Genomic DNA, 12,101 nt, shown 5'->3' on the forward strand with positions numbered 1-12,101 from the left:
CTGGGCGGCGGCGCTCAGCAGAAGTCGGCGAAGATCCGCCGTGGGTGCCGCTCGTCCGTGTTGTCCACGAGGGCGGTCGCCCGCGCCGTCGGGTCGTCGTCCTTGCGGTAAAGCGCCTGCCCGCCCACGTAGCGTGCGTTGGACGGCGCCGTCGGGTCCGCGTCGACGCCGAGGCGCTCGTGCAGCCGCTCGTAGGCCGTCGCCATCGGGACGTCGAGCCAGACCGACGCATGCCAGAGGCCGCGGAGCTCGGGACGGTTCAGGAAGACGCCGTCGACGATGAGGACGGCGTCCTGCGGGCCGGTCGTCCAACGCAAGGGAGCGCCGACGTCGCGCTGCTCGTCGAACCCGACGAGTTGGAAGCCGGCGCTGCCCGCCAGGCGGAAGGGTTCGACGAGCACCCGGCGGAACAGCGAATAGTCGAACGAGTCGAGCCAGTAGCCCTCGGCCGAGTCCCGCCCCCGCGCGTACCGTTCCTCGCGAGGACGGTGGAAGTCGTCGATCGAGGCACGGAACACCGCGCGTCCGGCCTCGTCGAACACCTCGGCCAGTCCGTCGGCGAACGCCGCCGTGCCGGAGCCGCTGACGCCGTCCACCGCGATGAGGGTGCGGCCTCGTGGGTAGTCCCGCTGGAACTGGTCTCGCAGCTGCCGGAGCAACTCGATCCGTGGTGTCGTGACGAGCTTCATGGCGCCGAGCCTACCCGCGCGGATCGTAGGCTGGTGCGGTGCCGCCCGAACCCTCCGACCTCGCCCCGCTCGTGACGGGATGGTTCCGCACCAACGCGCGCGACCTCCCGTGGCGACGCCCGGGGTTCCCCGCCTGGGGCACGCTCGTGTCGGAGTTCATGCTCCAGCAGACGCAGGTCAGCCGGGTGATCCCGCGGCTCGAGGAGTGGCTCGGGCGCTGGCCGACGCCCGCCGACCTGGCGGCCGAACCACCGGCCGAAGCCGTCCGCGCCTGGGGCCGACTCGGCTATCCGCGCCGAGCGCTCTGGCTCCATGCGGCGGCCACCCAGATCGCCGAACGGCACGACGGCATCGTCCCGTCGGACGTGGACCAGCTCCTGGCGCTCACCGGCATCGGCGACTACACCGCCCGCGCCGTCGCCGTCTTCGCCTACGGGGACCGGCACCCGGTGGTGGACACGAACACCCGACGGGTCATCGCCCGCGCCGTCCGCGGCCAAGGCGAGCCCGGCCCACCGAACGCCAAGGCGGACCTCCCCGCCATGGAGGCGCTCCTGCCGGAGTCCCGCTCGGAGGCAGCCGTCTTCAACGCAGGGCTGATGGAGATCGGCGCGGTGGTCTGCACGGCTCGAGCACCGCGGTGCGAGGAGTGTCCGCTCCGCGAGGTGTGCGCGTGGCGCGCGGCGGGATACCCGGCCTACGACGGACCGGTCAAGACGAAGCAGAAGCAGTTCGCGGGCAGCGACCGACAGGTCCGGGGCATCATCATGGCCGAGCTCCGCTCGACCCACCGCTCACTGACGGACGAGGAGCTCCGGGCGCTCTGGCCCGACGGCGAGCAGTTCGACCGCGCACTCGCCGGACTGGTCGCCGACCGCCTCGCGGTGCGCGTCGACGGCGGGTACGCCCTCCCCCACGACTGACCGGTCCCTCAGCCCCACCCGGTCCCTCGGCCCCACCCGGTCCCTGAGCCCCACCTGGTCCCTGAGCTTGTCGAAGGGCGCACGTCGACAGGCTCAGAGACCGGATGAAGGAATCCCGGTCCCTGAGCCTGTCGAAGGGCTGGTGCGAGGTGTCTAGTCCTCGGCGTCCACGTCGCGCGGCTTGACGTAGGGGTCCTCGTCGCCGGCGTAGGCGGCACCGGCGGCAAGCCCGGCCACCTCGGTGTCGCGGTTCTTCGCCTCGCGCAGCAGGTCTTCGATGTGCTGCGCGTTCTCCGGGATCGCGTCCAGGAAGAAGTCGAGGCTCGGGGTCAGCCGGGTGTTGATGTTGCGGCCGATCTCGGCACGCAGCAGGCCCTTGGCGGACTCGAGCGCGGCCGAGGTGTCGGCGCGTTCCTCGTCGGAGCCGTACACCGTGTAGAACACGTTCGCGTGCTGGAGGTCGCCGGTCACCTGTACGTCGGTGATCGTCACGAAGCCGAGCCGCGGGTCGCGGATGCCCTTGTCGAGCCGTTTGGCGATGACTTCCTTGATGCGGTCCGCCAACTTGCGGGCCCTGGGGTTCTCTGCCATCTCGTCCTCCTCTGATGACCGTCGGGCGGAGGGCCGCCCGACGGATGCTGCACACACAATACAAGCAGGAATCCCCGCCGCCCTCCCGGAGGAGGACGACGGGGACCGGCCGAGCGGACTAGCCGCGCGGCTTCTCCTTCATTTCGATCGTCTCGATCTCGTCACCGATCTGGATGTCGTTGAACTTGCCGAGACCGATACCGGCCTCGAAGTCCGTACGCACCTCGGTGACGTCGTCCTTGAACCGACGCAGCGATTCGATCGCCAGGCTGTCGCCGACCACGACGCCGTCGCGGATGACCCGCGCCTTGGCGTTCCTCGTGATCGTGCCCGAGCGGACGATGACACCCGCGATGTTGCCGAACTTGGAGGAACGGAACACCTCGCGGATCTCTGCGACACCGGACTGGACCTCTTCGTACTCGGGCTTGAGCATGCCGGTGAGGCTCTGCTCGACGTCCTCGAGTGCGTTGTAGATGACCGAGTAGAACCGGACGTCCACACCCTCACGGGCCGCACGCTCGCGGGCCTTCGGGTCGGGGCGCACGTTGAACCCGATGATGATCGCGTTGTCGATCGTGGCGAGGTTGACGTCGGACTCGGTGACCGCACCGACACCGCGGTGGATGATCCGCAGCTGGACGCTGTCGTCGACGTCGATCTTGAGCAGCGACTCCTCGAGTGCCTCGACGGCACCGGAGACGTCACCCTTGATGATGAGGTTGAGCGACTCGACCTTGCCCTCTTCGAGTGCACGGGTGAAGTCCTCGAGCGAGATGCGCTTGCGAGCCTTGGCCAGAGCGGCGTTGCGCTCCGCGGCTTCACGCTTCTCGGCGATCTGACGCGCGGTGCGGTCCTCCTCGGTGACGAGGAAGGTGTCGCCGGCCCGAGGAACACTCGAGAGGCCCTGCACCTGGACGGGACGCGAGGGACCCGCCTCGGCGACGGTGTCGCCGTTCTCGTCGACCATCGCACGGACGCGGCCGTACGCCGTACCGGCGACGATCGCGTCACCGACGCGGAGCGTACCCGACTGGATGAGGACGGTCGCGACGGAACCGCGGCCCTTGTCGAGCTTGGCCTCGATGGCCACACCGCGTGCATCCTTGTTCGGGTTGGCGCGCAGGTCGAGACCGGCGTCCGCGGTGAGCAGCACGGCGTCGAGGAGGTCCTTGATGCCGGTGCCGGCACGAGCCGAGACGTCGACGAACATGACGTCTCCGCCGTACTCCTCGGCGACGAGGCCGTATTCGGTCAGCTGCTGGCGCACCTTGGCCGGGTTGGCGTCGGGCTTGTCCACCTTGTTGACCGCGACGACGATCGGCACGTTGGCCGCCTGCGCGTGGTTCAAGGCCTCCACCGTCTGCGGCATGATGCCGTCGTCGGCCGCGACCACGAGGATCGCGATGTCGGTGACCTGCGCACCACGAGCACGCATGGCGGTGAACGCCTCGTGACCCGGGGTGTCGATGAAGGTGATCGGACGCTCGATGCCCTCGTGCTCCGCGACGACCTGGTACGCACCGATGTGCTGCGTGATGCCACCGGCCTCGCCGGCGACGACGTTCGCGTTGCGGATGGCGTCGAGGAGGCGCGTCTTACCGTGGTCGACGTGACCCATGACGGTGACCACGGGAGGACGGATGGCGAGGTCCTCGTCGGACTCGTCCTCCAGCTCCTGGTCGAGGTCGATGTCGAAGCCCTCGAGGAGCTCCCGGTCCTCGTCCTCGGGCGAGACCATCTGGATCTTGTAGCCGAGCTCGGAACCGAGCACGTCGAAGGTCGCCTCGTCGAGGGACTCCGTCGCCGTCGCCATCTCACCGAGGTGGAACAGCACGGTGACGAGGTTGCCGGGGCTGGCGTCGATCTTGTCGGCGAAGTCCGAGATGGACGCGCCACGACGCAGACGGATAATGGTGTTGCCGTCGCCGCGGGGGACGCTCACACCGCCGAGCGACGGGGCTTCCCGCAGCTCGAATTCGGCCCTCTTCGTCCGCTTCGACTTCCGTGCCTTGCTCTTGCCGCCACCGCGACCGAAGGCACCTGCGGTACCACCGCCGGGTCCGCGACCACGACCGCCGCCGCCACCAGGGCGACCCGCGAATCCACCCGCGGGTGCACCACCGGGGGCACCACCGGGACGGAAACCGCCACCGGCGCCACCGGGACGGAAGCCGCCGCCACCGGCGGGACGACCTGCGCCACCCGGACGACCGGGACCACCGGGACGCTGACCCTGGCCGACGCCCGGACGGGGCGAGCCGGGGCGCGGAGCCTGCGGACGCGGGATGTTGCTGGGGTTCGGACGCTGACCCATGCCCTGAGCCGCTGCGAACGGGTTGTTCCCCGGACGCGGCGTGCCGGTCGGGCGCTGGCCCATGCCCTGCGAGGACGCGAACGGGTTGTTCCCCGGACGCGGAGCACCGGGACGGGGGCCGCCCGGCTTCGCGGCGTCGCCGGAGGGCGAGTCGCCGGCGGCCGGAGCAGCGGGTGCGGACGGTGCCGCCGGGGCAGCGGCCGCGGGTGCCTCCGCCGCAGGGGCGGGGGCGGCCGGAGCCTTCGGGCCTGGGGCGGCCTGCTTCGGCGCAGGCGCAGCGGGCGCCTCGGCCTTGGGGGCGGGTGCCGCGGGGGCCGGAGCCTTGGGTGCGGCGGGACCCGGGGTCGGAGCGCCGGGCGTGGCCGGACGCTTCGCCGGGGCGGCGGGGGCGGCTGACGCCTTCGCGCCCTCGGCCTCGAGGGCGGCGCGCAGCTTGCGGGCCACCGGTGGTTCGATACTGGAAGACGGTCCCTTGACGAACTCGCCCAATTCCTTGAGCTTCGCCATGGCGATCTTGCTGTCTACTCCGAGTTCGGATGCGATCTCGTGTACACGTGGTTTTGCAGCCACAATTCTCCTGTCTGAGCTTGCACCCAGGCAGGGGCAAGCGTTAGTGGTGGACGGTGCTCATTTCGAGCCGCTCATGAGTTGTCCATTAGCCGTTCAGCCTGTTCTCTCGGAATGCCGCACCCGGGTGGGGCGGCAGCAGGATGGAGGCCCGGGATCCGGGCCTGATACCTGCGGTGGGAAGCACGGTGTGCGCCGGAGCGCTCTCGCGTGCACTCACCATCGTACACCCCGACCCTGGGTGCGGGCTCACCACCGGATCGTGAGCGGGTCGTTCCAGCCCGACGACGTCATTCAGCCGTCGGCGCGGCCGGTTCCGTCGACACGAAGGCCCGGACCGCCGACGCGTCGGGTCCCGCACTCAGTCTGAGCGCCCTCGTGAACGCCCGACGCTGCACCGCCTGGTCGACGCACGCCGACGTCGGGTGCACCCAGGATCCGCGACCCGGCAGGCGCGCCGCGGCGTCGGGGACGAGCGCCCCCTCGACCGCGACGACGCGCAGCAGTGCCGAGCGCGGCTCGCGACGGCGACAGCCGACGCAGGTCCGCACCGGTTCCATCCGGCTCAGTCCGATTCGAGGATCGAGTCCGGCTGGATGTCGATCTTGGCGCCGGTGAGCTTGGCGGCGAGACGGGCGTTCTGCCCCTCCTTGCCGATCGCGAGCGACAGCTGGTAGTCCGGCACGAGCGCCCGGACGGCCTTCAGTGACTGGTCGATGACGTACGAGCTCGTGACCTTGGCCGGCGAGAGCGCGTTCGCGACGAACGTCGGCAGGTCGGGCGAGTAGTCGACGATGTCGATCTTCTCGGCGCCCAGCTCGTCGGTGACCGCGCGGACACGACGCCCGAGCTCACCGATGCAGGCGCCCTTGGCGTTGATGCTCGGGTCGTTCGCCTTCACCGCGATCTTGGTCCGGTGTCCGGCCTCGCGAGCAAGCGAGACGATCTCGACGATGCCGGAGGCGATCTCCGGGACCTCCAAGGCGAACAGCTTCCGTACGAGTCCGGGGTGGGTGCGCGAGACGGTGATCTGCGGACCCTTGAGGCCCTTCGTCACGCTCGTCACGTACACGCGGATGCGCGCACCGTGCGGATACTCCTCACCGGCCACCTGCTCCTCGGGCGGGAGGATCGCCTCGATGGTGCCGAGGTCGACGTGGATCATGCGCGGGTTCGGGCCCTGCTGGATGACGCCCGCGATGATGTCGCCCTCGCGACCCTTGAACTCACCGAGGACGGCGTCGTCCTGGATGTCGCGGAGCCGCTGGAAGATGACCTGCTTCGCGGCGAAGGCGGCGATGCGGCCGAAGTCGTCCGGCGTGCTCTCGGCCTCACCGATCAGGACACCCTGGTCGTCGAACTCGGGCACGAACACCCCGACGTGGCCGGTCTTGCGGTCGAGCTGGACCCGCGCTGCCGGGACGTCGCCGCGCGCCGTGGTGTCGGTACCCTCGGTGCTCTTCAGGTACGCACTCAGGATGGCCTGCTCGATGATCACGACGAGCTCCTCGAACGGGATCTCCTTCTCGCGTTCGATCGACTTCAACAAACCGAGATCGATGTCCATCGATGGCCTCCTCTATTCAACTGGTGGTGCCGCGGCAAGACGTGCAGCGGCACGACGGGCATGCTGCTGCCGTGCTGCCGAACCCGTCTGTCTACGGTACCGGATGCCGAGGGGTACGTCATCCACCCAGCTGGGAAGCCCCCGCGCGTCCTCGAGGGTCCCGCTCCCGGCTCGACCGCGTCTCGGGGCGGGTGACATGATTGCCCAATGGTCTTGGGCGAGCTGCGGAACGTCATGCGGAGCACGAGGGTGAGGATCCTCGTCGCGATCCTGCTCGCGACGACGCTCGCGATGACGCTCGTGGGCGTCTCCACCTACACGCTCGGCCGGCAGCAGACACTCGCGACCATCGACGCCCGCCTGGAGCACAGCGCCGAGCTCATCGCCTTCATGGTGGTCGGTTCAGGGGACTCCGCCGAGGCCCCGGCGACGAGCGACGCGGCCGTCGACGCGGTGATGCGACGATGGATCTTCGCCGAGGACGAGACCGCCATCGGTGTGCGCGCCGACGGCTCGACGGTCGCGCCCAGCGCCCCGTCCGCCTTCCGCCTGGACGACGACCCGCAGTTGCTCGACACCATCACGGCCCGGTCGTCCCGCGGCGTCGTCACGGGCGAGGCCACCGGTGACCGCACCGTGCGGTACGCGATCATCCCGGTGCAGGTCGTCGGCGACCCGAACGTCGCCCACGTCGTCATCGCCACCGACGTGCACGCGGCACTCGCGGAGTCCCGAGGCATCCTCGCCGTCGAGATCGTCGTCGCCGTGGTGTGCCTGCTCCTGCTCGGCCTCGTCGGCTGGCAGCTCGCGGGTGGACTGCTCCACCCCATCCGACTGCTGCGGGACGCCGCCGCCCGCATCACCGAGTCGGACCTCGACGAGCGGATCCCGGTCGTCGGTCGCGACGACGTCTCGGAGCTCACCACGACCGTGAACAGCATGCTGGACCGGCTCGACGAGGCCTTCACCAGTCAACGCCAGCTGCTCGACGACGTCGGCCACGAGCTGAAGACGCCGCTGACCATCGTGCGCGGACACCTCGAGCTCCTCGATCCGTCCGACCCCGCGGAGGTGGCCGCCACCCGGGACCTCGCCCTCGACGAACTCGACCGGATGAGCTCCCTCGTCGCCGACATCACGGAGCTCTCGACGGCCGGACTCGCGTCGACCCTCGACCGGGAACCGGTCGACATCGAGGCGTTCACCGCCTCGGTCCATGAGAAGGCCACGGCGATCTCGCCCGAGCACGAGTGGACCCTGGGCGAGCAGGCCGCACTCACCGCGGATGTCGACGCCGGGCGCTTGGCCCAGGCCTGGCTGCAGCTCGCGGACAACGCCGCGAAGTACTCCCCGGCCGGGTCGACGATCGTGATCTCGAGCCGGTTCGACGAGTCGGACGACCCGGCGCTCGTGCTCTCCGTCGCCGACGACGGGCCCGGGGTGCCGGAGGCGCTCCGCGAACGCATCTTCGACCGGTTCACCCGGGTGAGCGGTGGACGGGGTGTCGCAGGCTCCGGCCTCGGCCTGTCGATCGTGCAGGCGATCGCCGCGGCACACGGCGGGTGGGCCGAGGTCGAGGACACCCGACGGGCCGGCTCCCTCTTCAGCATCCGACTGCCGCTCGCGGTGGCGGACGACGACGAGGGGTCCGACGCTGACCTCGACCTCGACCCGGACGAGACCGCGGCGATCCCCCGCAGCGCGATGGCCCAGGCGATCGCGCTGCGAGAGGCGCAAGCTGCTCAGGACGCCGCTGCGGCGCAGACGACCGCGGCGATGCAGGCCGGGCCGACACCCGGCGATGCACGCCCCGCGAACGACGCACCACCGCGCTCGCGAGCACCGTCCCCTGAGGACGACTTCCCGGACCTCGTCGACACCTCGGCTCGGCGGAGTGCGCCTGAGGACCACGCATGAGCCGGATCCTGGTCGCCGAGGACGAGACGCGGATCTCCGCGTTCGTGAGCAAGGGCCTGCGTGCCGCCGGCCACACGGCGGACGTGACGGTCGACGGATCACAGGTCGTCGAGCTGGCGGAGAGCGGCGACTTCGACCTGCTCGTCCTCGACATCGGACTCCCCGGCGTCGACGGCTTCGAGGTGCTCAGGCGGCTGCGCGACGACGGCAGCGAACTCCCCGTCATCATCCTGACCGCCCGCGATTCCGCGCGAGACCTCGTGGCGGGCCTCGACGGCGGGGCGAACGACTACATGTCGAAGCCCTTCCGGTTCGAGGAGCTCCTGGCCAGGATCCGCCGACGCCTGGCGGAGCGGGCACCGGCGTCGACCACCGCCGTCCAGGAACGGCTGTCGGTCGGTCATCTGGAGCTCGAGCTGCGCGAACGGCGCGTCCTCGTCGACGGTGTGCCGGTCGAGCTGTCCACCCGCGAGTTCGCCCTGGCCGAGGAGTTCTTCCGCCACCCGGACCAGATCCTCAGCCGGGAGGAACTCCTCAGCCGGGTCTGGGGCTACGACTTCGATCCCGGTTCGAACGTCGTCGACGTCTACGTGCGGTATCTCCGGAACAAGATCGGCAAGGACGCCATCGCGACGGTCCGCGGAGCCGGCTACCGCCTCAGCACGAGAGCGCAGTAGCGGCCGTCATTCCCCGCGGATGGCGACGGTTACTGCGCTCTCGCGCGCGGCTGTGGACAACGCTGGGGCAGGATTTCGCCGGCTTGCGAAGGTATGGGGATGCGACCCCCTCGACCGTTGCCCGCGCATCTCGTCGGCCGCGCGTTCACGACCGACGACGTCGGACTGCACGGCCAGTCGATCGGACGTCTGCGGGGGCGGGATCTCTCGGCCCCGCATCGAGGCGTGCGGACGGTCGGCGTCGATCTCGACACCGTGCGCGGACGGTGCCGTGCGTACGAACCGCTCCTGGGACGCTCGCGGGTCTTCAGCCACGTCACCGCCGCACTGCTCCTCGACCTGCCCCTCCCACCGCGGGTCGCCTCCGCGCCGGAGCTCCATGTCGGTGCACGTGACGGGACGACACCGCCCCGAGCGCGCGGCATCGTCGGACATCGCCTGGCCGCCGAGACCGCCGTCGCCTTCGCCCATGGACACCCGGTGACCGCCGCACTCGACACCTGGCGTTCGCTCGCGGATGTCCTGCCACAGGAAGAGCTCGTCGCCGTCGGGGACCGCATCGTGTCCGGGGTGCGGTCAGGGACGGATCGGACCGGCGTGCTCGCCTCCGTCGCCGATCTCCGGCAGGCGGCCCTCGAGCATCGGGGACGACGCGGGGCAGCTGCCCTCAGATGGGCCGCGGCGCTGGTCAGGACCGGCGTCGACTCCCGTCCCGAATCACTCCTCCGCCTCGCCGTCGTCGAAGCGGGGCTTCCCGAACCGCTCGTCGGACACCCCGTCGTCGTCGATCACGGGGGCTTGACGCTTCACCCGGACCTCGCGGACATCCCCGCGCGACTCTTGTACGAATACGAGGGCGACTACCACCGGACCGAGCGCCACCGGTTCCGGAACGACATCCATCGGCGGGAACTGCTTGAAGATGCAGGGTGGCGGGTGATCCGCGTCACCGCCGACGACCTCTTCGTCCGCCGGCAACAGTTCATCCGGCGGATCCGGCACCTCCACGCAGCGAGAGCGCAGTAACGGTCGTCATCCCGACAGGAAGACGACCGTTACTGCGCTCTCGCGGCTCAGAGGGCGAGGTCGGCGATCGCGACCCGGTCCTTCGTGCCGGCGGCCCGGTCCCAGAGCTCGACGAAGCCCTCGGTGGCCTCGCGACCGACGACCACCACGACGGGCACGCCGATCAGCTCGGCGTCGCCGAACTTGACACCCGGGGACACCTTGCCGGTGCGGTCGTCGTAGAGGACGTCCTTCCCGCTCGCCTCGAGCGAGGCCACGAGTTCCTCCGCCACCTCGAAGATCGCCGCGTCGCGTCCTGCTGCGACGACGTGCACGTCGAACGGGGCGACGGCCTTCGGCCAGATGAGACCGCGCTCGTCGTTGTTGCCCTCGGCGATGATCGCGAGGATGCGCGTGATCCCGATGCCGTAGGAGCCCATGGTCACCGTGACGAGCTTGCCGTTCTCGTCGAGCACCTTCAGTCCGAGCGCCTCGGCGTACTTGCGCCCGAGCTGGAAGACGTGTCCGATCTCCATGCCTCGAGCGAGCTCGACCGGTCCGGAGCCGTCGGGCGCGGGGTCGCCGGCGCGGACCTCCGCCGCCTCGACGAAGCCGTCGGCGGTGAAGTCGCGCCCGGCGACGAGGCCGAAGACGTGCTGCTGATCGACGTTCGCGCCGGTGATCCACTCGGTGCCGTCGACGACCCGCGGGTCGAGGAAGTACCGGATCTCCGTTGCCGACTCCTCACCGAGGACGGGCCCCTGCGGGGACCACGGTCCGATGTAGCCCTTGACGAGCCCGGCGTTCGCGGCGAAGTCCGCTTCGGTCGCGGCCTCCACCTCCGCGGGGCTGAAGGCCACCTCGACACGCTTGAGGTCGACGTCGCGGTCGCCCGGCAGGCCGATGACGACCAGCTCGCGCGTGCCGTCGAGGTGCCGCAGTGCCAGCACGACGTTCTTGAGCGTGTCGGCGGCCGTCCAGGCCCGTCCGTCGTCGCGCGGGTGTCGCTCGTTGGCGAGGTCGACGAGCGTCGAGATCGTCGGGGTGTTCGGCGAATCAAAGACCGTCGCGGGTGCCAGACCCTCGATGGGGCGGGCCTCCGGGACCTCGGTCGTGTAGGCCTCGACGTTGGCGGCGTATCCGCCGGCCGAACGCACGAAGGTGTCCTCACCGACCGCGGTGGGGTGCAGGAACTCCTCGCTCCGCGAACCGCCCATGGCTCCGGCGTCGGCCTGCACGATCTCATACTCCAAGCCGAGCCGCGTGAAGATGCGCTCGTAGGCGTCGCGCTGCGCCTGGTAACTCGCGTCGAGCCCGGCGTCGGACACGTCGAACGAGTAGGCGTCCTTCATCGTGAACTCACGACCGCGCAGGAGGCCTGCCCGGGGACGGGCCTCGTCGCGGTACTTGTCCTGGATCTGGTAGATCGACAGGGGCAGGTCCTTGTAGGAGGAGTACAGGTCTTTCACGAGCAGGGTGAAGACCTCCTCGTGCGTCGGCGCCAGCAGGTAGTCGGCACCCTTGCGGTCGTGCAGGCGGAAGAGGGCGTCGCCGTACTCCTCCCACCGGCCGGTGACCTCGTAGGGCTCGCGCGGCAGGAGCGCGGGGAAGTGCACCTCGAACGCGCCGGCGTTCGCCATCTCCTCGCGGACGATGGCCTCGATCTTGTTCTTCACCCGCAACCCGAGCGGCAACCAGGCGAAGACACCCGGCGCCTGGCGTCGGATGTACCCCGCCCGCACCAGCAGGCGGTGACTCGTCACCTCCGCGTCGGAAGGGTCTTCACGGAGCGTACGGAGGAAGTAATTCGAAAGGCGCGTAACCACCTGTCCATGCTAGTCCGTCACA

10 protein-coding genes are annotated in these 12,101 nt (G+C 70.1%); 4 read left to right on the forward strand and 6 right to left on the reverse strand.

The features are described from left to right. Positions 1-14: 14 nt before the first annotated feature. Positions 15-689 carry a uridine kinase gene (locus ACLIME_RS07295; RefSeq protein WP_071262341.1) on the reverse strand — a complete coding sequence of 225 codons (675 nt, stop codon included), beginning with the start codon at positions 687-689 and terminating at the stop codon, positions 15-17. 38 nt (positions 690-727) lie between these two features. Between ACLIME_RS07295 and ACLIME_RS07300 the strand changes: the two genes are divergently transcribed. Further along, entirely contained in the window at positions 728-1,612 is an 885-nt protein-coding gene (locus ACLIME_RS07300; protein ID WP_307783492.1) for an A/G-specific adenine glycosylase, read from the forward strand. Between the two features lie 153 nt (positions 1,613-1,765). Here ACLIME_RS07300 and rbfA read toward each other — a convergent pair whose 3' ends face one another. From rbfA to nusA, 4 genes are all read right to left on the reverse strand, one after another. Next, positions 1,766-2,203, reverse strand: a complete 438-nt coding sequence (gene rbfA / locus ACLIME_RS07305; protein ID WP_079707157.1) for a 30S ribosome-binding factor RbfA — start codon at positions 2,201-2,203, stop codon at positions 1,766-1,768. Between the two features lie 118 nt (positions 2,204-2,321). Then, positions 2,322-5,027, reverse strand: a complete 2,706-nt coding sequence (gene infB, locus ACLIME_RS07310) for a translation initiation factor IF-2 (RefSeq protein WP_240773690.1) — start codon at positions 5,025-5,027, stop codon at positions 2,322-2,324. 350 nt (positions 5,028-5,377) lie between these two features. Then, entirely contained in the window at positions 5,378-5,647 is a 270-nt protein-coding gene (locus tag ACLIME_RS07315) for a YlxR family protein (RefSeq protein WP_159879155.1), read from the reverse strand. Between the two features lie 5 nt (positions 5,648-5,652). Further along, entirely contained in the window at positions 5,653-6,654 is a 1,002-nt protein-coding gene (gene nusA / locus ACLIME_RS07320) for a transcription termination factor NusA (RefSeq protein ID WP_411558535.1), read from the reverse strand. Positions 6,655-6,903: 249 nt separating this feature from the next. On the opposite strand from nusA, the gene ACLIME_RS07325 reads away from it, so the two are divergent. The 3 genes from ACLIME_RS07325 to ACLIME_RS07335 all read left to right on the forward strand — a co-directional run bounded on the left by ACLIME_RS07325 (position 6,904) and on the right by ACLIME_RS07335 (position 10,274). Then, entirely contained in the window at positions 6,904-8,571 is a 1,668-nt protein-coding gene (locus ACLIME_RS07325) for an ATP-binding protein (RefSeq protein WP_411558536.1), read from the forward strand. Next, on the forward strand, positions 8,568-9,248 hold the full coding sequence (locus tag ACLIME_RS07330; protein ID WP_064295346.1) for a response regulator transcription factor: 681 nt from the start codon (positions 8,568-8,570) through the stop codon (positions 9,246-9,248). Before ACLIME_RS07325 ends, ACLIME_RS07330 begins: the two co-directional genes overlap by 4 nt. Before the next feature lie 99 nt (positions 9,249-9,347). After that, complete coding sequence (locus ACLIME_RS07335) at positions 9,348-10,274, forward strand: hypothetical protein (RefSeq protein WP_411558537.1); 927 nt, start codon at positions 9,348-9,350, stop codon at positions 10,272-10,274. Positions 10,275-10,321: 47 nt separating this feature from the next. On the opposite strand, the gene ACLIME_RS07340 is transcribed toward ACLIME_RS07335, so the two are convergent. Then, complete coding sequence (locus ACLIME_RS07340; protein WP_079707162.1) at positions 10,322-12,079, reverse strand: proline--tRNA ligase; 1,758 nt, start codon at positions 12,077-12,079, stop codon at positions 10,322-10,324. Between the last annotated feature and the right edge of the window lie 22 nt (positions 12,080-12,101).

The sequence above is a fragment of the Plantibacter sp. MPB07 genome (assembly GCF_046619465.1).
GTDB lineage: Bacteria > Actinomycetota > Actinomycetes > Actinomycetales > Microbacteriaceae > Plantibacter > Plantibacter auratus.